Annotated in this window: 26 protein-coding genes, 1 tRNA gene and 1 other RNA gene; 16 read left to right on the top strand and 12 right to left on the bottom strand. The window is 47.7% G+C overall.

From position 1 onward, the window contains the following. Positions 1-6: 6 nt before the first annotated feature. Together C1H71_RS16250 and C1H71_RS16245 are read left to right on the top strand one after the other, a co-directional pair. Entirely contained in the window at positions 7-1311 is a 1305-nt protein-coding gene (locus C1H71_RS16250; RefSeq protein WP_130107489.1) for an HAAAP family serine/threonine permease, read from the top strand. 67 nt (positions 1312-1378) lie between these two features. Further along, entirely contained in the window at positions 1379-2770 is a 1392-nt protein-coding gene (locus C1H71_RS16245) for an L-serine ammonia-lyase (protein ID WP_130107488.1), read from the top strand. Positions 2771-2871: 101 nt separating this feature from the next. On the opposite strand, the gene C1H71_RS16240 is transcribed toward C1H71_RS16245, so the two are convergent. The 6 genes from C1H71_RS16240 to C1H71_RS16215 all read right to left on the bottom strand — a co-directional run bounded on the left by C1H71_RS16240 (position 2872) and on the right by C1H71_RS16215 (position 6280). After that, positions 2872-3654 (bottom strand): peptidylprolyl isomerase, encoded by a 783-nt coding sequence (locus tag C1H71_RS16240; RefSeq protein ID WP_130107487.1) that lies wholly within the window; start codon positions 3652-3654, stop codon positions 2872-2874. 44 nt (positions 3655-3698) lie between these two features. Beyond that, on the bottom strand, positions 3699-4010 hold the full coding sequence (locus tag C1H71_RS16235) for a BolA family protein (RefSeq protein WP_262488313.1): 312 nt from the start codon (positions 4008-4010) through the stop codon (positions 3699-3701). Beyond that, positions 3967-4266 carry a YciI family protein gene (locus C1H71_RS16230; protein ID WP_130107486.1) on the bottom strand — a complete coding sequence of 100 codons (300 nt, stop codon included), beginning with the start codon at positions 4264-4266 and terminating at the stop codon, positions 3967-3969. Before C1H71_RS16230 ends, C1H71_RS16235 begins: the two co-directional genes overlap by 44 nt. Continuing rightward, complete coding sequence (locus tag C1H71_RS16225) at positions 4266-4823, bottom strand: septation protein A (protein WP_130107485.1); 558 nt, start codon at positions 4821-4823, stop codon at positions 4266-4268. Before C1H71_RS16225 ends, C1H71_RS16230 begins: the two co-directional genes overlap by 1 nt. A 308-nt stretch (positions 4824-5131) precedes the next feature. Next, an RNA gene (gene ffs / locus C1H71_RS16220) (signal recognition particle sRNA small type) lies at positions 5132-5229 on the bottom strand. 64 nt (positions 5230-5293) lie between these two features. Then, positions 5294-6280: an asparaginase domain-containing protein gene (locus C1H71_RS16215; protein ID WP_130107484.1), complete on the bottom strand. Its 987-nt coding sequence runs from the start codon at positions 6278-6280 to the stop codon at positions 5294-5296. A gap of 63 nt (positions 6281-6343) precedes the next feature. Here C1H71_RS16215 and smpB point away from each other — a divergent pair, with 63 nt between their 5' ends. Further along, positions 6344-6799 carry an SsrA-binding protein SmpB gene (gene smpB, locus C1H71_RS16210; RefSeq protein ID WP_130107483.1) on the top strand — a complete coding sequence of 152 codons (456 nt, stop codon included), beginning with the start codon at positions 6344-6346 and terminating at the stop codon, positions 6797-6799. Between the two features lie 210 nt (positions 6800-7009). Here smpB and plsY read toward each other — a convergent pair whose 3' ends face one another. Then, positions 7010-7621: a glycerol-3-phosphate 1-O-acyltransferase PlsY gene (gene plsY, locus C1H71_RS16205; RefSeq protein ID WP_130107482.1), complete on the bottom strand. Its 612-nt coding sequence runs from the start codon at positions 7619-7621 to the stop codon at positions 7010-7012. Between the two features lie 82 nt (positions 7622-7703). On the opposite strand from plsY, the gene C1H71_RS16200 reads away from it, so the two are divergent. From C1H71_RS16200 to C1H71_RS16165, 8 genes are all read left to right on the top strand, one after another. Then, the gene (locus C1H71_RS16200) at positions 7704-8060 is read left to right on the top strand and encodes a dihydroneopterin aldolase (protein ID WP_130107481.1); all 357 of its coding nucleotides are present in this window, start codon (positions 7704-7706) and stop codon (positions 8058-8060) included. 370 nt (positions 8061-8430) lie between these two features. After that, a complete protein-coding gene (locus C1H71_RS16195; protein WP_130107480.1) occupies positions 8431-9315 on the top strand; it encodes a Tim44 domain-containing protein in 885 nt (294 codons plus the stop codon). A gap of 133 nt (positions 9316-9448) precedes the next feature. Further along, on the top strand, positions 9449-9811 hold the full coding sequence (locus tag C1H71_RS16190; RefSeq protein WP_130107479.1) for a hypothetical protein: 363 nt from the start codon (positions 9449-9451) through the stop codon (positions 9809-9811). Beyond that, complete coding sequence (locus tag C1H71_RS16185; RefSeq protein ID WP_130107478.1) at positions 9811-10482, top strand: Crp/Fnr family transcriptional regulator; 672 nt, start codon at positions 9811-9813, stop codon at positions 10480-10482. Before C1H71_RS16190 ends, C1H71_RS16185 begins: the two co-directional genes overlap by 1 nt. Before the next feature lie 51 nt (positions 10483-10533). Continuing rightward, the gene (locus C1H71_RS16180; RefSeq protein WP_130107477.1) at positions 10534-11202 is read left to right on the top strand and encodes a Crp/Fnr family transcriptional regulator; all 669 of its coding nucleotides are present in this window, start codon (positions 10534-10536) and stop codon (positions 11200-11202) included. 186 nt (positions 11203-11388) lie between these two features. After that, the gene (locus C1H71_RS16175) at positions 11389-12021 is read left to right on the top strand and encodes a TetR/AcrR family transcriptional regulator (RefSeq protein ID WP_130107476.1); all 633 of its coding nucleotides are present in this window, start codon (positions 11389-11391) and stop codon (positions 12019-12021) included. Positions 12022-12047: 26 nt separating this feature from the next. Then, a complete protein-coding gene (locus C1H71_RS16170) occupies positions 12048-13133 on the top strand; it encodes an HlyD family secretion protein (RefSeq protein WP_188053362.1) in 1086 nt (361 codons plus the stop codon). An 86-nt stretch (positions 13134-13219) separates the two neighbouring features. Then, a complete protein-coding gene (locus tag C1H71_RS16165; protein WP_130107474.1) occupies positions 13220-14806 on the top strand; it encodes a DHA2 family efflux MFS transporter permease subunit in 1587 nt (528 codons plus the stop codon). Positions 14807-14852: 46 nt separating this feature from the next. Here C1H71_RS16165 and luxS read toward each other — a convergent pair whose 3' ends face one another. Beyond that, positions 14853-15362, bottom strand: coding sequence for an S-ribosylhomocysteine lyase (gene luxS / locus C1H71_RS16160; protein WP_130107473.1), 510 nt, complete (start codon positions 15360-15362; stop codon positions 14853-14855). Positions 15363-15594: 232 nt separating this feature from the next. Between luxS and C1H71_RS16155 the strand changes: the two genes are divergently transcribed. Then, positions 15595-16563 (top strand): L-threonylcarbamoyladenylate synthase, encoded by a 969-nt coding sequence (locus tag C1H71_RS16155; protein ID WP_130107472.1) that lies wholly within the window; start codon positions 15595-15597, stop codon positions 16561-16563. 18 nt (positions 16564-16581) lie between these two features. Here C1H71_RS16155 and C1H71_RS20765 read toward each other — a convergent pair whose 3' ends face one another. Both C1H71_RS20765 and C1H71_RS16150 read right to left on the bottom strand, forming a co-directional pair. After that, a complete protein-coding gene (locus C1H71_RS20765) occupies positions 16582-16749 on the bottom strand; it encodes a hypothetical protein (RefSeq protein ID WP_188053360.1) in 168 nt (55 codons plus the stop codon). A gap of 177 nt (positions 16750-16926) precedes the next feature. Next, entirely contained in the window at positions 16927-17178 is a 252-nt protein-coding gene (locus C1H71_RS16150; RefSeq protein ID WP_130107471.1) for a (2Fe-2S) ferredoxin domain-containing protein, read from the bottom strand. A 96-nt stretch (positions 17179-17274) separates the two neighbouring features. On the opposite strand from C1H71_RS16150, the gene C1H71_RS16145 reads away from it, so the two are divergent. The 4 genes from C1H71_RS16145 (at position 17275) to C1H71_RS16130 (ending at position 22181) form a co-directional block, all read left to right on the top strand. Further along, complete coding sequence (locus tag C1H71_RS16145) at positions 17275-19539, top strand: arginine/lysine/ornithine decarboxylase (RefSeq protein WP_130107470.1); 2265 nt, start codon at positions 17275-17277, stop codon at positions 19537-19539. Between the two features lie 124 nt (positions 19540-19663). Continuing rightward, complete coding sequence (locus tag C1H71_RS16140) at positions 19664-21178, top strand: mechanosensitive ion channel family protein (RefSeq protein ID WP_130107469.1); 1515 nt, start codon at positions 19664-19666, stop codon at positions 21176-21178. A 246-nt stretch (positions 21179-21424) separates the two neighbouring features. Next, positions 21425-21515 (top strand) — tRNA-Ser (locus tag C1H71_RS16135). Positions 21516-21818: 303 nt separating this feature from the next. Further along, positions 21819-22181, top strand: a complete 363-nt coding sequence (locus C1H71_RS16130; RefSeq protein ID WP_374704442.1) for a hypothetical protein — start codon at positions 21819-21821, stop codon at positions 22179-22181. A gap of 36 nt (positions 22182-22217) precedes the next feature. Here the strand turns inward: C1H71_RS16130 and C1H71_RS16125 are convergent, their stop codons facing one another. Both C1H71_RS16125 and C1H71_RS16120 read right to left on the bottom strand, forming a co-directional pair. Beyond that, a complete protein-coding gene (locus C1H71_RS16125) occupies positions 22218-22682 on the bottom strand; it encodes a CreA family protein (protein WP_130107467.1) in 465 nt (154 codons plus the stop codon). Beyond that, positions 22675-23727 (bottom strand): oxidoreductase, encoded by a 1053-nt coding sequence (locus C1H71_RS16120; RefSeq protein ID WP_130107466.1) that lies wholly within the window; start codon positions 23725-23727, stop codon positions 22675-22677. The genes C1H71_RS16125 and C1H71_RS16120 overlap by 8 nt, the downstream gene beginning before the upstream one ends. Between the last annotated feature and the right edge of the window lie 501 nt (positions 23728-24228).

The following is a 24228-nucleotide window of genomic DNA, read 5'->3' as shown; positions in this document are numbered from 1 at the left end:
AACATCATGTCTGATACAACACTCAATGATCTAGCCATAACAAAGGGCAGCGCTTCCAATTGGACTAAGCAAGACACCGTCTGGATGCTTGGCCTTTATGGTACTGCAGTTGGTGCAGGGACTTTATTCCTGCCAATTAATGCGGGGATTGGTGGTTTATGGCCGCTGATTATGATGGCGCTTTTGGCCTTGCCTATGACCTTTTTTGCGCACCGTGGACTAAGCCGCTTTGTGCTTTCTGGCTCAACCAAAGACGGCGATATCACCGAGGTAGTAGAAGAGCATTTTGGTAAGGGCGCGGGCAAACTCATCACCCTGCTTTATTTCTTTGCCATCTACCCGATCCTCTTGGTTTACAGCGTGGCGATTACCAACACGGTGCTGTCCTTCCTTACCCACCAAATGCATATTGCCGTAGGCACTGATCTCGTCACTCGCGGCATTTTTGCGCTGTGTTTGATTTTAGGACTGATGTCTATCGTGCGTTTGGGTGGTGATTTCATTGTTAAAGCCATGAGTATCTTGGTCTACCCTTTTGTGATTGCTCTAATGGTTTTAGCGGTTTATCTGATACCTAACTGGAACAGCTCCGTACTTGATCACGCAGGTAGCTTAGGCGATGCACTGAGCAGCAGCTCTTTTTACAAAACCCTGTGGCTAGCGATTCCGGTGATGGTGTTCTCGTTTAACCATTCACCTATTATTTCTTCTTTTGCTGTAAGCCAAAAAAAGCTACATCCGGGCAAAGAAGACCAAGTAGCTTCTAAAATCCTACTCCGCAGCCACATCATGATGGTGTTGTCGGTGATGTTCTTTGTATTTAGCTGTGTATTTAGCTTGGCTCCTGCCGATTTGATTGCTGCTAAAGCACAAAATATTTCGATCTTGTCCTACCTTGCTAACCACTTCGATAACCCAGTTATTGCGTGGATGGCTCCAATCATTGCCTTTATCGCCATTACTAAATCCTACCTTGGCCACTATCTTGGTGCAAAAGAAGGTCTGCATGGCTTGGTGATCAAGCAATTGCGTGAAAAAGGTAAAACCATTTCAACACCTAAGCTTGAGCGTTACACCGCGATCTTTATGCTAATTACCACTTGGTTGGTCGCTACCATCAACCCAAACATCTTGGGAATGATTGAAACCCTCGGTGGCCCAGTGATTGCGGTACTACTATTTCTGATGCCGATGTATGCCATCCATAAAGTACCTGCCATGCGTAAGTACTCCGGTGTTGCCAGCAATGTGTTTGTTGTGCTGATTGGCCTGATTGCCATCTCTGCGATCTTCTTTAGCCTCTTTGCCTAAACATCCTCTGCTTTATACACAGCCTGCTTTTCAATAGATGGCAGGCTGTTTTTACAAGGAAATAGCCATGTTCAGCACTTTAGATATCTACAAAATTGGTATTGGCCCATCTAGCTCACACACCATTGGCCCCATGAAAGCTGGCCATCAGTTTTTAGCCACATTAAAAGAAACAGGTCAATTTGGTGCAGTTAATAAAGTGATCGTTGACTGCTATGGCTCCCTCTCTTTAACCGGCAAGGGCCACTGCACGGATCAAGCCATTATTCTAGGCTTATCCGGCAACTTGCCTGAAACCGTTGATTTAGAGAGCGTAGCGGGCATCGTACAAGACGTAGAGCAAAGCGGCACAATCTGCTTAGGCCGCACCCAACAACGTGTTGCTTTTAAGCTTGAGTTTCAAAATAGCAATCTAGCCCTGCACGAAAACGGCATGACCATACGTGCTTTTATTGGTGAAACCTGCTGCCTTAGCAAAACCTATTACTCGATTGGCGGCGGTTTTATCGTTGATGAAGAACACTTTAATGTGGGCAGTTGTAATGATCAGCCCGTGCCTTATCACTTTTTAAGTGCAGATGATTTGCTAGAAATGTGCGAAGAAAGCGGCTTATCCATTTCAGCCCTCGTGCTCGAAAACGAAAAAGCCTTCCACGACCAGCAAGATATTCATAGCCATTTCGCTAAAGTCTGGAAAGTCATGCAAAGTAGTATCGAGCGTGGCATGAAAACGGAAGGCAACCTGCCAGGCCCCATGCGTATTCCACGCCGTGCCCCTGCCCTGCACCATTTATTGACTAGCTCGCTCGATATCGCTAATGATCCGCTCAATGTGATGGATTGGGTGAATATGTATGCAATGGCGATGTCAGAAGAAAACGCCGCAGGTGGGCGGGTCATTACCGCCCCAACTAATGGTGCTTGCGGCATCGTTCCGGCCGTGATGTCTTACTACAATCACTTTATTCAACCGCTTACTGACGATAGCGCTCTACGCTTTTTCCTTGCGTCTGGAGCCATTGGCTGCCTATATAAGCTCAACGCCTCTATATCAGGCGCTGAAGTGGGTTGTCAGGGCGAAGTAGGCGTAGCCTGTTCTATGGCAGCAGCGGGGCTGGCAGAGCTAATGGGCGGCAGTCCTGCGCAAGTCTGTATGGCTGCCGAAATTGCGATGGAACACAATCTGGGCCTCACTTGTGACCCTGTAGGTGGCCAAGTGCAAATTCCTTGTATTGAACGCAACGCAATTGGCGCAGTAAAAGCCATCAACGCCGCCAGAATGGCCATGCACCGCAGCAGCACACCCAAGGTATCTTTAGATAAAGTCATTGCCGCTATGTACGCCACAGGTAAAGACATGGATGCTAAATACCGTGAAACCTCATGCGGCGGACTCGCCTTGCTCATCACAGCTCCTGCTGTAAAAACCATCGTATTTAAAGATAAAGCCCCTGCGTAATTGGGTTAATTACCCCATAAAAAAGCCCCGCTAGTTATTTAGCGGGGCTTTTTTATGGGCAGTCGATTTATAAAAAAATCGATAAGCACTCACTGAGTTGATTACTCAACTTTTGCTTTAGCGCGTAATTCTTCAACCATTTTTTGCACACGTTGGCCTTGCAACTCACGCATCAGTTCTGGTTTAACTTCTTCAAATGAAGGGCCTTTAGCTTCACGTTGATCATCTAATTTGATGATGTGATAACCAAATTGAGTCTTCACTGGATCAGAAATCTTACCCTTAGGCAATTTAGCCAACGCTTCACCAAATTCTTTCACGTAGTTAGCCGGTGTAGACCAACCTAAATCACCACCATTTACTGCGCTACCCTTATCTGAAGATTTTGCCTTAGCAAGATCTTCAAACTTCTTGCCTTTTTTTAGATCAGCCAAAACAGCCTTCGCTTCTTCTTCAGTTTTAACCAGAATATGACGTGCTTTGTATTCCTTGCCGCTGAAGTTGACTTTAATTTTGTCGTATTCTTTCTTCAGGTCTGCATCGCTTACTGGGTTTGCTTTTGCGTAATCATTCACATAAGCGCCAACCAGAATTTGTTGCTTGGCCATATCAAGACGTTGCTGTACTTCTGGGGTTTTTTCCACGCCTTTCTTTTGCGCTTCTTGAAACAATACTTCGTTGCGGATCAATTCTTCCTTGATACGTGCACGCAGTTCTGGGCTATCTTTCTGACCACGTTCTGCCACTTGCTTTAGAAAGAAATCAACCTTGCTATCAGGAATAGCAACGCCATTAACGGTTGCTACATTAGCAGCAGTTGCTGCAAATGAAGCGGACAAAAAGCAAGCAGTTAAAGCAAGAGCAATACGGTTCGGTTGGCGCATGTGTTCAGTCCTTTGTTCTCAAGTCAGTAAAGCTTCGATAGATTTCACAATTCATCCGGCGTCAGTGTTTTTTTAATACTGAGCGCATGGATTGGATGTGGGATTAAATCTGCAAATAAAGCCATCACCATTCGATGGCGCGCCAAAGTATTTTTACCCGCAAACGCAGATGAGACAATAGTTAAATCAAAATGCCCACCACCTGCCACGCTTCCTGCGTGCCCAGCATGTGCTGCACTATCATCGTAAACATCCACGTATTCCGGCTTCAATACAGCAAGGCGTAAGTGTATTTCTTCGCTAATCATTTGGCTAGGGTAAAACATGTAGAAAGGGCTTTGCAATGATACTTGCATAAACCCCTGCTTTTACATAAGGATCATTGTCAGCCCATGCCTGTGCAGCTTGCTGTGTATCGAACTCAGCCACAATCAAGCTCCCCGTAAAACCAGCAGGGCCAGGGTCAACGGCATCAATGGCAGGAAAAGGCCCCGCCAACACTAAACGACCTGCATCTTTTAGCACTTCTAACCTTGCCAAATGCGCCGGACGGCTTTGCGAGCGCGCTGCAGCTGTATCTGGATACATTTCAGCAATCATGGCGTAAAGCATTAGGACTCTTCCTTTTTTGTTGCTACATCATCAGTAAGATACCGTGAAAGCACAAAGGCTTGCAGTAGTACAAATACCAGTGTCAGCGCCAATGTACCAAACATTTTAAATTTCACCCATAAATCTTCAGGGAAATTAAAGGCAACAAAGAGATTAAGTATGCCCATACTCACAAAAAACAAGACCCATGCCAAATTAACCCGATCCCAAAGTTTGTCAGGCAGCGTCATTTGCTGACCCATTAATTTTTGCATCAGGTTTTTTCCGCGTAGATAGCGAGAGCCACACAAAATAACGGCAAATACCCAATATAAAACGGTGGGTTTCCACAAAATAAACATTTTGTTATGCAATAGCAGTGTTGCCCCCCCCAAAACGGTAATCAAGCCAAAGCTTAGCCATAACATGGCGTCAACATGGTGGTGCTTAAACCAAGACCATGCCACTTGCGCTGTAGTGGTAGCAATAGCCACCCCTGTTGCAGCGTAAATGCTTTTGGTAATTGAGTAGGTTACAAAAAATAGGATAACGGAGAAGAGATCAAAAAGGGCTTTCATCAGCATCGTCGCAATATAGATGCCGCATTATGCTGACCCATTTTTACGAAAACAAGTAAATGAAGACAAAAAAAAGCGCCGCGACAGTGCGCGGCGCAAAATTACCACTGGAGATACACGAAGCATCAGCTCGCGTGACAGCCATTCTGGCGCAAAAGTGTATTTAGTGTATTGATATAGATCAATCGCCACATAGGCACTGCATATTAAAAATAGACGTAAAATAGCGGTTAATTTTTTTTAAATTAATACAAGGGAGATAAATCGAGATAAAACGATAGTGAAATATTACATCACTAAAAAGGGGAGGTGGCGAGCCTAACCCTCGGCACTAGCATCAAAAGCTGTGGCTGCTTCCTTCCGGACCTGACCAAGTTAACCTTCTAGCTATGCGAGGAGACCCGCCGTCGAACATTGGGGCGCACTATAGCACAGCAAAACAAAAATGCCAAGTCAAGCCCACTAAAAAGCTACTCTGTGCGATCACCCATCATCGGCTGCAAAAATAAAGCTCGCTGTTCTGCTCTGCCTAAATGCTTAGCTTGCACGTAATAGAGCTTAGCTAAGGCAGCCTCAGGCGTCATATCTGCACCATCGAGCACCCCCATCGCGGCCAAACTACCGCTTACGGCATAGCGACCCATTTTTACCCGCCCTGTTAAGCAAGGCGTGCAATTCACGACCAAGTTTTTCTCTGCCAAAGTGGATAAAGCCGCCATTAAAGCGGGCTGGCTACCTGCATTCCCCGCACCAAAGGTTTCTAACACCACCCCATCCACACCCTGCAAAGAGGATGCCAGCCATTCTGCACTAAAGCCTGGGGCAAGTTTGGCGGCAACCACTTTTGCCGTATCCGCAACACACTGCAGGCGAAATGCTCCATTTGCAGGCGGCAAGCTGGCTGCCATACCTAACATCTGCCAACGCCCTTCCGACCACTCCCCCAGCACAGGATAATTGGGAGATGCAAATGCAACCATGCCATCACAGTCGATTTTCCTGACTCGATTGCCGCGCAGGCACAAGCCAGCAAAGACTACAGCAACCTCGCAAAAATCAGGCATAGCCGCCAAGGCCAATGCAGCCGCAACGTGTTCTAGCGCATCTGTGCCCAGCTCACACCAAGGAATCTGCGACCCTGTCACCACCACTGGCTTACCTAGGTTTTCTAAGCTATACGACAAAGCAGCCGAGGTATACGCCATGGTATCAGTGCCATGCAACACCACAAAACCATCGTATTGATCATAATCAGCGGCAATGTCAGCAGCAATGCGATTCCATAGCGCAGGGGTCATTTCGCTAGAATCTAGCAAAGGCGCGTACTCCAGCACCGACAAACCAGAATAGCGTTCTTGTAGTTGATTCTGTAAGTAATTAGGCGCTGGTGCATAACCTCCTTCGCTCGGCAGCATGCCAATTGTGCCACCTGTGTAAATAACGCGAATTTTCCGCATAAGTGTGTCCCTGTGTTAAGTGTTAGAATCAAACTTTAGTGAAACAAAACCGGACTCATTACGATGTCAATCGTCGATAATAAAAAGGCCTTTCACGACTTCTTTATTGAAGAACGTTTTGAAGCAGGCCTTATGCTAGAAGGTTGGGAAGTTAAAGCAATTCGTGCAGGGCGCGTACAGCTCAAAGAATCCTATGTAGTTTATCTACGTGGTGATTTTTGGCTAATGGGAGCGCATATCTCCCCGCTCACTAGCGCATCGAGCCACGTTTTAGCTGAACCAACACGCTTACGTAAACTCTTACTTAATCAACGTGAAATCGAAAAACTATCGATTAAAGTTGAGCGCGCGGGTTACACCGTAGCTGCGCTCAATATGCATTTTAAGAATGGCTTTATTAAGCTGGATATTGGTTTAGCCAAGGGTAAAAAGCAGCACGACAAGCGCAACACAGAGAAGGACCGCGAATGGGTGCGCGAAAAAGCGCAAATTGTTCGTGCCAATAACAAGTACTCCTGAGCCACCAACGTGGCCATATCGGAAAAAAAGGGCAGCCGTAGCGCTGCCCTTTTCCATGCTTATGGCTTTTTCAGCGTTTGCACGCGCATCATCCAATCCTGCAATGCAAGCTTTGCCCGCTCAATTTTCACCTCTTTTTGCTAAAACTGAGAAAGCTCTGTCTAGAATGTCAAACCATTAGCCACGTGAATCACCTGAACTAAAGGCGCGCTACTCCTTACCAACTTGCTCACCGATCTGCCCTTCATTACCCATTAAAAGATCTCTGATGTTTTTTTGATGCCGCCAGATCAGTAATATTGAAATCACAACAACCGCAGCAAACTGTGCAGTAGATACCAACCAAATCCACGCCAAAACTGGGGCCAATAAAGCGGCCAATAGCGCGGCCAAGGAAGAGATTTTTAATCCTTTAGCCACGACCAGCCAAACCAGCAAAGTTACCAAACCAAGCCGCCAATCCAACGCCAACAAAATGCCTGCAGCCGTAGCCACACCCTTGCCACCTTTAAAACTAAAAAACACCGGCCACATATGCCCAACCGTGACGGCGATAGCGGCCCAAGCCACCACTTCTGGGCCCAACCCCAAACGCGTTGCCAACCATTGCGCCAAGGCAATCGCCAGCCAGCCCTTTAAGGCATCCCCCAACAAAGTAAGTGCAGCAGCCTTTTTATTGCCACTTCTCAGCACATTTGTGGCCCCTGGGTTTCCTGAGCCATAACTGCGCGGATCGGCCAATCCACTGGCTTTAGAGACAATCACGGCAAAAGAAAGGGACCCAATTAGATAACTTACTAAAATTAGAATTAACGGTGTCATACCTAAATCCACTACAATCGTAAGCTTCCGATTTTAAGCTAAATGACCGCTGCTGGGTTAAACCCAATCAAGTCACCCCATCATGGACATCATTTATCTACACACCGTGCGTGCAAGCACCCTTATTGGCTGGTATGACTGGGAGCGTGTTTCGCCCCAGGTTGTTGAGCTCGATTTGGAAATTGGCATCCCTTCTGCAAGAGCCTGTATATCCGACGATCTTGTCGACACCATTGATTACGATGCCGTGGTTAAACACATCCGCACAGTACTCGAAGAGCGCCATTTTTTGCTGCTTGAAGCTTTAGCTGAGCATATTGCCCAGCTTATTCTTCAAGACTTTGGCGCGCCTTGGGCTAAGGTCTCTGTCACCAAGCTGGGCATCTTGCATGAAGTAGGCAGAGTTGGCGTCACCATAGAGCGCGGCCACCGCGGCTAAAACGCCATCATCTACACGACATTAATTTGCACTCTGCCCCTAAGAAAAAAACACCTTAGGGGCACTTCCTGCTGGACCAAAAATTGAGAGCAGCATTAAACGCACTTTCTACCTCTGGGCGTCACCAGCAGCAGCTTCCTGTAACATTTTCGCAAAACCAAACCGCGATAAGAATAATTACGACGGAACAACATCAAGTACATCTCAAACAAGTGATCAAACAGCGCCCCCAGACTCTTGCAATATTTTTAAAACTTGCCCAATACTGCGGCCCTTAATCAAGTCATTTTGCATTTTTTTTGCAAAAGACTTGAACTTGTTTGCCTCCACCCTCACTAATAGCAATGAATCTTTCACTGAAGGACTTGGCATGAGCCAATTTAGTCGTACTTTTATGGTTACCCTACTCACTGCGTCTTTATTTGCTAGCGGCATTGCCGAAGCAAAACGAGTAGGCGGTAGCCGCTCCAGTGGCATGCAGCGTAGTCAAACCACACGTCCGGCTGCGCCTCCTCCGCAACGCAATGTCGCTCCAGCACAACAGCCAGCGGCCCCACAACCGCAGCGTAGCGGCATGGGATCGATTCTTGGTGGCGTTGCTGCGGGTGCATTGGGTGGCTACCTACTGGGTAACTTATTAAACTCTAATCACGCATCAGGCACGTCTGAATCATCTGGCGGCGGCTTCCCTTGGGGCCTGCTACTGCTACTAGGTGCTGGTGGCTATTTTGCGATGCGTATGATGCGTAAACGTAAAGAAGCAGCCAGCCCAGCCTTTGCTGGCATGGCAAACTCAATGCCACAACAAGACAACAACCCTGCGCAAGATCGTGTTTTTCGCATGGGTGATCAAGCAGCGAGTGCAGCACCAGTTTCTACAGCGATCACGCGCTTGCCTGATGGCACCGAAACAGCCGCATTTTTGCGCCAAGCACGTGGTAGCTTTATGCATATGCAAACCTTGCACTCTCCTGAGCAAGTTAATGAAATGCGCAAATACCTCACGCCTGAGCTATTTAATGAGCTAAGCAAAGATATCAGCGGCAATGAAGAGCCGGCAGAATTCCCAGAACTCAATGCCGAACTGGTTGATTGTGCTACCGAAGATGGACGCATGATTTCTAGCGTACGTTTTTACGGCAAGGTCAGCGAATCATTACATGCAGCACCTGAGGCATTCCAAGAGATTTGGCACTTTGTACGTCCAATCAACGGCGATCCACGCTGGATGGTGGCGGGGATTCAACAGCTATAAGTTGCCTATTCATTAGCACCTTACAAAGACCGACTCACCGTCGGTCTTTGTTTTGCTAGAAGATAAAGCTTAAACAGACCGTTGATTTTTCACTTACACTGAGAATAATGAAAATACTGTTGGCATACCAACCATGCAAATAAGCCAAATAATTAAGCTCTTTATTGTTTTTGCAGCATTAATTGCCCTGAGTGGCTGCGACAAAGTCATGGAAGTCGTAAATAAACAGCAGGCGAACGGCAAGGCAATAGGTGCCGCTTGCCGCCATAGCGGGCGAGCACTGGAAGATTGCTATCGCCGCAATATAAGAGTACCCAAAGCAGATATTTTTGCTGGCTGGAAAGATATGAATGAGTATATGCAACAAAAAAAAATAGACATTATTTCTCCGCCCGAGGATGCCGCCATTCCGGCTGCGACTGCTGGGGCAAAAAAACCAGAAAAGCTTGATGCATCCGAAGAAAAACCCGCAGAAGCCGATAAAGCAGAACACTGATGAGCACCCATTTAACGCTTCGCCAATTATTAGCGTCAGTCCCCTTATTTACGGACTTAGACGACGATATTTTAGCGGCAATTGAAAAAATTTCTAATCGCCGCACCCTTAACAAAGGGGCATTACTCTTTGCTGAAGGCGATATTGCTGAATCGATGTATGTACTTATTGAAGGGCGATTACGCTGCTTTTCTAGTGCAGATACAGGAAAAGAATTTGTTTTTTATGTGGCACAAGCAGGCAGCAGTTTTGGCGAGATGGCTCTGGTTGACGAAGAGCCGCGTGCACTTTCGATTGATGCCGCCGAAGATTGCCAATTGCTCAGTATTAGCAAAAATGCATTTCTTGATTTACTGGAAAAAACACCGTTACTGAACAAAAATTTATTACGAAACATGATACGCACCAATCGTTACCTAGCCGGAATGGTGAAGTCGTTAGCATTAAAGGATGTATATGGCCGTATGCGCCTATTACTGGAAGGTTTAGCTATAGAAGTAAACGGCCACCGCTATATTGAAGAAGCCCTTTCTCAACAAGCCATCGCAGACCGCGTTGGCTCATCCAGAGAGATGATTGCAAAACTAATGCGTGAACTGGTGTTTGGCAACTACATTCGCATTAAAAACCGCCGAATTGAACTGCTACAAAAACTACCTGAACATTTTTAACACCTAATACTTTTGCCAGAAATAGGCATAGCGCCAGGAGATATAATCGTCATGGACCATCATTTACTTAAAAATTTTCTATCGCAAACCGCTATTTTTCAAGACTTTGCTGATGAAGATTTAGACATCGTTTTAAATGCCGCCGTAAAACGCCACCTACCTAAAGGCACCTTTCTCTTTCGTGAAGGCGACCCTGGCGAAGCCATGTACATCCTTTTAGAAGGCCGCACGCGCTCGTTTACCAGCGACAATCAAGGCAAAGAATTTGTCTTTATGATTGGTGAAGCAGGCGATGTATTTGGCGAAGTATCGCTAATCGACGACGAGCCACGCTCATGGTCTACCCAAACGGAAGACGACTCATCATTCTTGATGTTCTCTAAACAAGATTTTCGTGAAGCGCTGGGTGCTTTGCCAAATGCGAAAGACCAACTAATCATGAATTTGGCTCGAATGGTACGCCGCCTCTCGCTGACCATGAAAAACTTAGCCTTGCTAGATGTTTATGGCCGTGTTCGCGCGCTATTTGAAGGTATGCTCACCGAAGCCGATGGCCAAGAAATGATTTCTGAACCACTCACCCAGCAAGCAATTGCGGATCGAGTTGGCTCATCGCGCGAAATGATCGCCCGTATTCTGAAAGAACTGGTATTTGGCGGCTATATCCGCCTAGAAAACAAGCGAATTATCTTGTTGCAAAAACTGCCAGAACGCTTCTAAAAGCCATCTAAGCGGGGTTACATACCTCACTTTTACTGCATAAGGGCGGCTCACCCTTGCCAGCAAACCATTGCTGACAAGGGTGAGCCGCCCTTATTTTTGCACCCTACTGTCCATGTCCTTGACATTACTTTTGCCTATCTATTTAATAACTAACCAGTTAGTTATTAAATAGATCATACCTCAATGCAGATTAATCCACTCCCTCGCCAAAGACGTAAAGAAGCACGACCCGCTGAAATCATAGAAGCGGCACTGCTACTATTTCATCAAAAAGGCTATTCCGCTACCAAACTTGATGACATTGCCCACTTTGCGGGCGTCACCAAGGGCACGGTTTATCTGTATTTTTCTAGCAAAGAAGCACTGTTTAAGGCCGCCATCCTCGAAACAATTCAACCTAATCTTGATCGAATTGAAGAAACCGCTATGAACAGCCAAGCCTCTGCCACGCAACGCTTAAAGACCGCGATGAGTAGTTGGGCCAGCTCAATGAATGAATGCAAAGGTAGCATCACCAAACTGATGATAGCGGAAGCAGGTAATTTTCCTGAACTCAGCGATTTTTATATTGAAACAGTGGTTAAACGCTCACGCCAACTGCTCATTCACCTCATTCAGGCGGGAATAGACAGCGGTGAATTTCGTCCAATTGACGCACATATGCTCGCCATAACCCTATTTTCCCCTATTTTGCTGACAAGTATTTGGCGGCATACCTATGCCAATCTCGATCCAATTACTTACGATTTAAATCAATTATCCGACTTTCACCTTGATATTGTATTCAACGGCATCGCCCTTTCGAAGCAGTCATGAGCACGACCCACACAGCGGACAAAATAATGAGCACAAAACCAGCCTCCCCTGCACGCAATATTTTGCTACTTATCTTACTGATTATATTATGTTTTTTGAGCTATCGCTGGTGGTGGGGAAAACACCATGTAAGTAGTGATAACGCTCAACTAGAAGGGCATATTGTGCCCATTGCCGCGCGTGTTAGCGGCTACGTAAAAGCGGTACCGGTAAGCGATAACCAAAAAATGGCACACAAATCTTTACTGATTGAGCTCGACCCGCGCGATTATCAAGTCAAAGTGGCGCAAGCTGAAGCAGACTATCGTCAGGCCCTCTCCGCCGCTGGCCACGATAAGCAGCCAGGCGAAGCACTGGCACGGATCGCCGCCGCAGAAGCCAATGCCGCCGCAGCCATCTCACAATCGCAAACGGCTGAAGCACAAATTACTGAAGCACGCGCCAATGCAGTTAAAGCGCGCAAAGACTTGGCACGTAGCAAGGAGCTAGCGGCACAAAAAATGTTGAGCCAATCGGCACTAGAAAGCGCAGACACCCTACTCAAAGCTGCCGAAGCTAGAATCGCCGCACTGGAAGCGGCCTTACGTACGTCCAAAGAAAGTGCCAATGCAGCTGGCCAGCAAGTCGCCGTTTCATCGGCAGGGCTAAAATCTGCACAAGCCAAGGCGCTAGCCGCAGAAGCCACTCTGCAATTTGCCCGCAATCAACTGATCGACACCCAAGTCTATGCCCCTGCTACTGGCATAGTCAGCAAAAAAGCAGTAGAGCCGGGGCAAATGATTCAAGCTGGGCAAACGCTCATGTATTTAGTGCCAACTGATAAATTTTGGGTGATTGCCAATTTAAAAGAAACTGAATTAAAACAAATAAAGCTAGGCCAAGAAGTAGACATTGAAGTAGATGCCTTTCCTGATTTAAAACTAAAAGGCAAAGTGGATTCATTTAGCCCAGCCACAGGCGCACGCTTTACCCTATTACCTGCTGATAATTCAACCGGCAATTTCACTAAAGTAGTGCAGCGCGTGCCAGTTAAAATTGTTTTAGATGACTTACCAAAAGGCTCCCCATTGCGCCCTGGCTTATCCGTAAATGTCACAATTTATACGCCATAAGAACTATCTCAGTCCAAATTAAAACGTTTAATGATTCTGCGGCATGCCGCATTCATAAGGCTAAATAGAATGAAATCAAGGGCGATATGAAAGATATTTTGCCGGGATTATCCCGCTCGGATACCCCAGAAAAAATTTATGCTAATCGCTATATTATTGCGATTACGGTGACGCTCGCCTGCGTATTGGAGCTATTAGACACCAGCATTGTTAATGTTGCCGTCCCCCATATGATGGGAACCCTTGGTGCAACCCTAGATGAAATTACCTGGGTATCCATTGGCTATGTCGTTGCCAATGTGATTGTTTTACCTATTTCTGGCTTTCTATCGCAATTATTTGGCCGCAGAAATTACTTTATTTTATCTATTGCGCTATTTATTTTCTCTTCTTTTGCTTGCGGCAATGCCACCACCCTAGGTAGCCTTGTATTTTGGCGAATTGTGCAAGGCTTAGGCGGTGGTGGGCTGATTGCTACAGCGCAATCCACGCTATTTGAAACCTTCCCCAGCAAGGAAATGGACACGGCCATGGCTATCTTTGGCATGGGAATTATGACTGGTCCCATGCTCGGCCCCACCTTAGGCGGCTGGTTAACCGATCAATATTCTTGGCCATGGATTTTTTATATTAATTTGCCACTAGGTGGCATTGCGCTGTTTTTAACCCTGATTTACATGCCTGACTCTAAACATCAGCAAGTAATTAAAAAAATTGATTATATTGGCTTACTGCTTATGGCCGTCGGTATTGCCGCATTACAGCTTATGCTAGAACGTGGTGAGCGGTTAGAGTGGTTTACTTCTCCAGAGATTATTAGCTATGCGCTAGTGAGCTTTTTCTCTTTAAGTTTTTTTGTGATTCGCCAATTAGAAATAAAATATCCAATTGTCGACTTAGTTATTTGCAAAGACTTGCAATTTTCCGCAGGGCTAGTAATGACCTTTTTATTGGGCGCATCCCTTTTTTCTACGGTATTTATTTTCCCTGTTTACGTACAAAGCCTAATGGGTTACACCGCTTGGCAAACAGGCCTGATGATTTTACCTTCTGCAGTAGCATCAGGCATGATGATGCCTATTTCCGCGAAGCTAGTCGCAAGGGGTTTATCTGCCCGCATTTTAATTGCAGCTGGTGCCATGCTATTCATGTATGGAATGTGGCTACACTACCATTTCACCACGGATTCGGGCATGAGTGATTTCATATGGCCAATGATTATTCGCGGCATGGGCTTGGGGATGATTTTTATGCCACTGAATACTTTAACTATGGCTAATATATTGCCACAGCAAATTCCTAATGCAGCGGGCCTCTATAATTTAACTCGCCAATTAGGTGGCAGCGTAGGCATTGCGGTTTCCGCCACCTTATTAGCACAATTAGGCGATGCAAAACGGGCGGCACTCAATGAACATGTAATTGCCAATAGCGCGCAAACCATTGAGCGGCTGGCCGGATTAAAAAGTAGATTACTGCTTATAGGCACTCCCGAAACGCTCGCCCCAATCAAAGCCCAAGCACTGCTGGCCCAGCAAATTGCCAAGCAGGCACAGATGCTTTCATTTGCACACCTTTTCTTACTCTTTGGCCTAGCTATGCTCTGTGTAATGCCGCTGCTATTTGTAATGAAAAACCAGCAGATGAGTGCAGGCAGCGATTTATTGCATTAAAACAGTGGGTGATGGGCAAGCAAGGTTGCCCCTTCTTGCCCTTCAGTTAAAGCGCTTGCAACTGCTCTTCCGACAAAGCCAATTCAGTATTGCGATTCACGCCAATACCACGCGTAATCACATTGCGTGCAATGCCCTGCGCTTCTTCAAGTGAATGCATCATAAACGTGCCACACTGGTACTCGTTTAGCTCAGGGATTTGGCTTTGCTCTTTTACCGTTAATACGTCTTCCATCGCTAGCTGCCAAGCACTGGCAACGCGGGCCTCACTTGGCGCCCCGCATAAGCTCATATAAAACCCAGTACGACAGCCCATAGGCGAGATATCAATAATCTCTACCCCATCACCATTCAAATGATCACGCATATAGCCAGCAAATAAATGTTCTAGCGTATGAATACCACGCTCAGAAAGAATTTCTTGATTAGGCACACTAAAACGCAAATCAAAGACAGTAATTGTGTCTTTACTTGGGGTCTGCATAGTTTTTGCAACGCGCACGGCAGGCGCCTGCATACGGGTGTGATCAACGGTAAAACTATCTAATAAGGGCATTTCATCATCCTTTCTGATGCTTTTTTGCTGTAACTATCCACTGGGGCACGCGTTATATTAAGGCAGAGTACGGTTGATATCATGACCCGTAAAAGACTTATCTATCCTGAGCATATAACTGAAAACCACAATTTCAGCGCCAGTAAGAATGGCCCAGTACTATGCGCTACGCTCCGCCCTTCGCGTAACCTGCGCATCAAGGTATAATTGGCTCTTTTGCTCGAAAATACCCATGACTCACAATCTGGATCAAGCCCTAGCCCTCCTGTCTGCTGGAGAGCTGGTCGGCATCCCAACAGAAACTGTCTATGGCTTGGCCGCAGATGCTGCCCAGCCTTTAGCCGTGGCTAAGATCTTTGCCGCAAAAGGCCGCCCCAACGATCATCCAGTTATTGTGCATATTGCAGGAAAAGAACAACTCAGCGATTGGGCTAGCGATATTCCAGCCGCCGCTTGGCAATTATGTGATGCCTTTTGGCCAGGCCCACTCACGCTTATTCTGAAAAAACAAGCCCATGTATCCCATGCCGTAACAGGCGGCCAAGATACAGTTGGCTTACGTGCTCCTGCCCACCCCATTACACATGAACTATTAAAACGCTTTGGTGGCGGCCTTGCTGCGCCTTCAGCAAATCAATTTGGCCATATTAGCCCCACCACTGCCCAGCACGTTCGCGATGAATTCCCCCCCGAAATACTTTCTTTAATCTTGGATGGTGGTGCCTGTGATGTGGGCGTTGAATCAACCATTGTAAGCCTAGTTGGCCCCAAGCCCGTACTACTGCGCCCAGGTGGCGTAGCACGCTCAGCCATTGAAGCCATACTTGGCCAAACCATTGAGCACAAAAAAACGACCAGTTCCGCAAATATCCGAGTATCTGGTTTATTGGATTCACACTATGCACCGCACACCACCTTGCTAACGGGGACTCATGCACAAATTGAGGCCGAAGCAATGCGGCGCAGCGGGCAAAAAATAGCCATTGTGCATATTTTTGCGCTTACGCAAAACATCAGTGCACAGAGCGTAGTTATGCCTGATAACGCCAATGATTATGCTCAAGTTATCTATGCCACCTTGCGTGATTTAGACCAGCAAAACTTAGATGCTATCCTGCTGGCGCTCCCTCAGGCAGATCCGGCTTGGCTTGCCGTGCATGATAGACTTGGCCGTGCAGCACATCACAAGTTAAGTGATTAAACGTTTTAATTTGCCAATTTAAAAATCTCCTTCAACTCGTACTGCCCCAATCTGGACTTCATCCTGAGCCTGAGCCTCCATAGGCACGTTCACCTTGCCAATTGCACACAGTTTGACGGCAGCAGCGGCGGCCGTGCCACCCTGCTGACCCATCAAACAATGCGAATAATATTCAGGCGAGCTCACAAAGTTATCCAGGTTCGAGTTATACCCATCACCTCAATGGCAGCCTGCAGGTATTGGGAGCGATGACCGTCAATGCCCATATTGATTGGCATTAAAAATGAGGTTTTTTTATAGTCAATCAGGTGATTGCGCACACACCCCAAACTCCGGCTCACTGGGCTCAATCAATGTAGCAAATTAACCATCCCCCACCTCCTGCAAAATCATTGGCAACACGGCTAAAGTCACACCGTGATAGAAATCGCCTCCAACCACTTTTATGTTTGGCCCCTCCTCACAAGCGCCCATGCAAGGCAGTCGCATAATGCGTAAATTTGGCTGGCTTAACGCTATGTTTTCTAAGGCTTGAGCCAGTGTTTCACTGCCTCTGGCGGCACAAGATGCACGTCCACTTAAACGACGATTCACACACACGGTAATTGTTTTCATTTTTGGTCACATAGTGAAGCATTTTAGGATTAATATACGCGACTTTCCGGCTTTGCCGTCCTTTGTACTGTCTGTGAGTTTGCAAGGATTTTACCCATGCGTTTTTACTTTCCCATCATCATCATCGATGAAGATTTCCGCACCGAGAACACCAGTGGTTCCGGTATTCGTGAATTAGCGGCAGCCATTGAGGCCGAGGGCAGAGACGTAGTGGGTTACACCAGCTACGGCGATCTAACGTCCTTCGCCCAGCAGCAAAGCCGTGCTTCCGGTTTTATTTTATCGATTGATGATGAAGAATTCGGCGGTGGCTCGCCCGAAGAAACCCACGAAGCGCTCACCAGCCTGCGCAGCTTTGTGGCCGAAATTCGCCGCCGTAATCCTGACATCCCTATTTATATCTATGGTGAGACGCGCACTTCACGCCACATTCCTAACGATGTGTTGCGCGAATTACACGGTTTTATTCATATGCACGAAGACACACCCGAATTCGTCGCCCGCCATATTATCCGCGAAGCCAAGAGCTACTTAGATACGCTGGCCCCGCCGTTTTTCCGCGCGCTGACCAATTATGCCCAAGATGGCTCTTATAGCTGGCACTGCCCGGGGCACTCAGGTGGCGTGGCGTTTTTGAAATCGCCGGTTGGGCAAATGTTTCACCAATTCTTTGGCGAAAATATGCTGCGCGCTGACGTATGTAATGCGGTAGAAGAACTCGGCCAATTGTTGGATCACACCGGCCCGATTGCGGCTTCCGAGCGCAACGCGGCGCGTATTTTTAATGCCGACCACTTGTTCTTTGTGACCAACGGCACCTCCACTTCTAACAAAATCGTTTGGCACTCAACGGTGGCTCCAGGTGACGTGGTGGTAGTGGACCGTAACTGTCATAAATCGATTCTGCATTCCATCATGATGATGGGCGCTGTGCCGGTGTTTTTGATGCCAACGCGCAATCATTACGGCATTATTGGCCCGATCCCGAAAAGCGAATTTGAGCCAGAGAACATCCGCAAAAAGATGATGGATAACCCATTTGCGCGTGAAAAGCTGCTGGCCGACCCTAACTTTAAGCCGCGTATTCTGACCATTACCCAGTCTACTTACGACGGCATTATGTATAACGTCGAAGAAATTAAAGGCATGCTCGATGGCGAAATCGACAGCTTGCACTTTGATGAAGCTTGGCTGCCACACGCCGCTTTCCACGAGTTTTATGGTGATTACCACGCCATTGGCGAAGATCGCCCACGCTGCAAAGAATCGATGGTGTTCTCGACCCAATCCACGCATAAGCTGCTGGCAGGCTTAAGCCAAGCCTCGCAAATTCTGATTCAAGACCCAGAAAACCGTAAGCTAGATCGTGATTTATTCAACGAAGCCTACTTAATGCACACTTCCACCAGCCCGCAATACTCCATCATTGCTTCTTGCGATGTGGCAGCGGCCATGATGGAAGCACCGGGCGGCACGGCTTTGGTTGAAGAATCCTTGGTTGAAGCACTGGATTTCCGCCGCGCCATGCGCAAAGTGGACGAAGAATACGGTGATGAATGGTGGTTTACCGTCTGGGGCCCTGATGATCTAACCGACGAAGGCTTGGATCACCGCGATGCTTGGATGCTGAAATCTGGCGACAATTGGCATGGTTTTGGCGATATCGCCGACGGCTTTAATATGCTGGACCCAATCAAGGCCACCATTCTGACGCCAGGCCTTGATTTGGACGGCAAGTTCTCTGACGAAGGGATTCCTGCCAGCATTATCACCAAATACCTTGCAGAACATGGCGTGGTGATTGAAAAGTGTGGCCTGTATTCCTTCTTTATTATGTTTACCATTGGCATTACCAAAGGCCGCTGGAACACCTTGCTTGCAGCACTGCAGCAATTTAAAGACGACTACGATAAAAATGCCCCGCTATGGCGCATCCTGCCGGAATTTATTGCCCAATACCCACAATACGAGCGGATTGGCCTTAAAGAGCTGTGTCAGCAAATCCATGGTATTTACCGCGCCCACGATGTAGCTCGCCTAACTACGGATATGTACTTATCCAATATGGAGCCGGCTATGAAGCCCGCCAAGGCTTTCGCCAAAATGGCACACAGAGAGATCGACCGCGTAGCCATCGACGAGCTAGAAGGCCGCATTACTGCCGTGATGCTGACTCCATACCCGCCAGGCATTCCGCTATTGATTCCGGGCGAAGTATTTAACAAGACCATCGTTGATTACCTGCGCTTTGCCCGAGACTTCAACAAGCGCTTCCCCGGCTTTGAAACCTATATTCACGGCTTGGTGGCAGACAAGAGTACCGGCGAAACCCGCTACTTTATGGATTGTGTAAGGTTGTAATAAAATGGGGAGTGGGGAGTCGAATGCCCCCTACTCCCCGCCATATTTCTGTACACCATCGCAATCAAAGGCTACAAACAAGGAAAGCGATTTCCTTTCTAATCCCTGAACCTGGGATATTGCGATGCGTTTTCAGCCCTCTGAATTACAAACTCTTCTCTACTTTCTTGCCGCCAGCTTTGTTCTAGGCTGTCTACTCTATTACCGTGTGCGCACCAGCCGCCATCGCTTATTCAATAGCATTTTGCTACTGACTTTTAGCTGTCTTGGCCTTTACTCCAGCACCTTACTAGAAAGCTATCAATTTGCCAGCGCGGCCAAAGCAGTGCATGAAACCTTTATGGTGGTGCTTGGTTTTGCCATCATCCGCTATTGGGGCATGCTGCTTTTCCAACTACTTGCCCCCTTAGTTAGGCTCAATCCGCCACGGATTCTCGAAGACTTGCTCGAAGCCGTTGCCATGATCGCTTGGGTCTTTTATCGCCTGCATTTGGCGGGGCTGCAATTGGGGCAACTGGTTACCACTTCTGCGGTGATCACCGCCGTGCTCGCCTTTGCCATGCAAGACACACTGGGCAATATTCTGGCTGGGCTGGCGCTGCACTTAGACAATTCGATTGAGCAAGGCGATTGGATTAAGCTAGGGGAGCTTACCGGCCGAGTGGTCGATTTATCTTGGCGAGCCACCCGCGTTGAAACGCGCAACGGCGAAACGGTAATGATTCCCAACGGCATGCTGATGAAAGGCCAGTTTCAGCTACTCGGTAAGCGCGTTGATAAGCCACTGGCTTGGCGGCGCTGGGTTTGGTTTGAAGTGGGGCTGGACACCCTGCCCACGCAAGTCATGCTCTTGATCGAAACCGCCATTCGCGAAGCCGCCCCGCCCAATGTGGCGCAAGACCCGCCGCCTTCATGCTTGCTAATGAATGTAGAAAAAGGCAATGCCCGCTATGCCGCACGCTACTGGCTCACCGATATTCTGAATGATGATCCTACCGACTCACAAATCCGCACTCTCATCGACGCTGTGCTACGCCGCAACAGCCTGCGTTTAGCTGCGCCGCAATATAAAATATTCGTCACCCAAGAAAACGAGCGCTACTTTGAAGGCCGCCACAAGCAGCACACCCAAGAGCGCCTCGCCGTCTTGCAAAAATTAGAGCTGCTAGTTTCCTTAAAAGAAGAAGAACTACACACCCTCGCCGACAAACTACGCTTCACGCCCTATGTGGCTGGGGACGTGATGATACGCCAAGGCGAAAAAGTAGAATGGCTGTACATCATCATCAAGGGGGAGGCCGAAGCATGGGTGCAACCCACCCGTGGCGAGCGTAAATTACTCACCACGCTGGGGCCAGGCAGCTTTTTTGGTGAGATGGGACTCATGACCGGTGCAGCCATCAATACCACCGTGGTGGTCAGCAGTAATGTGGAGTGCTATCGCATCGATAAAGAATCCTTCCAGCAAATCCTCCTCTCCCGCCCAGAGCTGGCTGGCGTGTTTTCTGAAGTGCTGGTCAAGCGCCAAGCCGAAGAGCAGGCCCTACTTAATGATGAAAGTAATGTCATCGTCCCCGCCGCCCGCTCAGAAATCCTCGCCAAATTACAGCATTTTATTGGGTTAAATCGCGGGGTATAGGCCAAAGCCATATCAAAAAATCACATCGCGGCCACCTACTTGAAGAAAAGCCGCTAAATTTTATAATTAATATTCATCCCCCGCATAAAAATTAAAATCGCTCTCTGCCATATAGACCTTTGATTTAATAATGAATAATTGAATTAGCCCAATCTTAATTTAGCGACTAGGCATTTTTCATAAAAAAAAATGTAATGAATACTTGTACATACACTGAGGATTGAGTATTATTCGGCCTCTTCTCGCGGAGAGATGGATGAGTGGCTTAAGTCGCACGCCTGGAAAGCGTGTATAGGTTAATAGCCTATCGGGGGTTCGAATCCCCCTCTCTCCGCCACCAATACAAAGCCTTGATCTATCAAGGTTTTTGAAAAAAGACCGAGCTCCAATGAGCCGGTCTTTTTTTTCGGGGACAGCCTAGCAGCCTGTCGGACTTAAGCGATCGTAGCGAGGAAAAGGCCGGTTTGAGACAGATTTCGCGGGTTTTTGATGCGAATAGCTGGCTATTCAACGAGAAAATGCGTGAAATATGACCAAATCCGGCTTTTCCGTAGTAGATCAGTCTTAAGTCCGACAGGCTGCTAGGGATATCTATACCGACTTTTTAATCGCGACCTGTGGGCAAGCAACGGCGACGGGTTTGGCCGAGGCATTGGATCAAGAAATCAGTCACGATCAAGTGACCCGATTTTTATCTGTACGCGAATACACATCACAAGATTTATGGCTGAACGTTAAAAAATCCGCCCGCAAGATTGAAAGCCAAGATGTATCGATCTCCGTGGCGTTTGAATGGGTAAAGTCGAATGCATCACTGGCGAAATCGCCGACGCGCCGAGTCATGACGCAAAACAACCATGTATTTATGTCGATCTACGCGCTGTTCAAGCTAGAAAGCTTAAAGATCAAGCACAAAGCCAACCACGTTGCGCTACGCGCCAAGCTCTTTATCAAAGCAACCCAGCAGGCCTTGGCGGAACTGAAAAACCTGCGGGCTGCGTAACATCAGTTATTAAAACTTTCTCATCAATCCATGCCCCTACTTCACCGGAATCTTCACCTCACCCGCCGACACCGCCGTCACGCTGTTTTGTGGGCTACCTTCGATTAAGCGGTCGGAATAGGTTAGGTAAACCAGCGCATTGCGCTTTACATCCACCATGCGCACGACCTGCACTTGTTTAAAAAACAGCGATGCCGATTCAGAAAACACCTCTTCTTTCAATGGCAGCGGTTTTTTAAAGGAGAGTTTACCGATCTGGCGGCAGGCAATAGAGAACTCGGCTTTATCCTCGGCAAGGCCAAGCGAGCCTTTTATGCCGCCGGTTTTAGCCCGCGACATATAACAGGTCACGCCTTCTACCTTTGGATCATCAAAAGCATCAACCTGCACGCGGTGATTGCGGCCGATCAGTTTAAACGCGGTGCTCACCGAGCCTACTTCTTCGGCTAGGCTCACGTTACTGATCATTAAGCTAGCTAAAACCAGCCAACATTTATTCATTAAATGCCTCCATAGATTGCCAAGCCCCTATTGCCGCGCTTTGTTGCGCCGCTTCTAGCACCTGCATAATAAGTACGCCTTCTTCTGCTGTAACTGGGTTTTTAGCCAAGCCCAGCGCGGCATCGCGAACCGCAGCGTAGTAATTTGTATATTGCCCCAAAGGCATGACAATCTCTTCACTACTTACCAGATCATTGACGCTGTGGTGCAATAGCCCTGGCACTGGATCTAACCCAAAACCTACGGCCCCTGGCAATAAACCGGCTTTAAGCTGGCTTTCTTGCATATCCAAACCCTGCTTTTCAAAACTCGCCAAGCTACCGTGCAGCATATAACGCGGCGCGCCACCACTCACTAGGCAGCTGGCCGATAATTTTACCCGCATAGTTGGATAGCGTAGCAGCACATGAAAATCGTCCACCGCTTGTGCACCGGCTCTGCGCTGCTGTAAATCGGCAAACACCGCTTGTGGCATGCCAAATAGCTGTAAAGTTTGATCAATCAGATGCGGGCCAAGATCAAACCACAGGCCGCTACCTAGCTCGGTATTTTCGCGCCAGCGATCACGCGTTTGCGGGCGATAGCGATCAAACTGGCTATCAAACTGGGCGATCTGCCCAAGGCGGCCACTGGCAATCAATGCTTTTAAGCCTAAGAAATCAGCATCCCAACGGCGATTATGGAAGATCGACAAGATCTTCCCTGAGGCTTGTGCCCGCTGTGCTAGCTCTGAAGCCTGAGCCACGGTTAAAGTGAATGGCTTATCCACCACCACATGCTTGCCCGCATCCAAAGCTTCACAAGCCAAGGGATAATGGCTAGCATTCGGCGTGGCCAACACCACCAAATCAATCTGAGGATCTTTAATCAGCATCAGCGCATCGGGCAACACCCTCGCTGCAGGATAGTGATCTAGCACCCGCTGCGGCTGGCTAGATGCGACCGCACACAAATCTAAACCTAGCGTGGCCGTAATCAGCGGCGCATGAAAAGTCTGCCCCGCATAGCCAAAACCAACCAAGCCTACTACTAAATTCTGTTGCATGTTTTTCCCCTTATTTTGCCCACGCAGCCGCCTAAGCCCTATTCGCTGTGGACGAGTAGGATCACCCCACCCTATTCAAACTACACAGCGCATAAAACGGCAAAATTTAAGCCCAAAGAATAGCTTACCTTATGACTAAAAAATAAAAACACAATCTTTCACCATTAAAACAAACGCCCACAGCCGTCACTTCGTAGGCAAAATGGAGGGGTGCCACTTTATATTGGGCGCAGCAAGCAACTGCCGTTATCTTTAGCTGTGTTTTTGCTTTGCTTGGTGGATAGCCTACTTTATATAATCTGCCCCCTCCTTTACGTATAAGTAAGCGCTCATCGCGATTATTTAATTAGCAGTTAGCAGCCTGTCGAACTTAGACGGTCGAAGCGAAAAATCGCATGGTCGAGACCAGATTTTGCCGGATTTGCAGCGCCAATCACGAGTTATTGGTCAAAAATCTGGTGGAATATAGGCCGATCAGGTGATTTTGCAGCTGACTGATGC

Source organism: Iodobacter fluviatilis (assembly GCF_004194535.1).
Taxonomy (GTDB): Bacteria; Pseudomonadota; Gammaproteobacteria; order Burkholderiales; family Chitinibacteraceae; genus Iodobacter; species Iodobacter fluviatilis_A.
The sequence above is the reverse complement of the archived record's forward strand: the minus strand, read 5'-3'. Positions and strand labels throughout refer to the sequence as shown.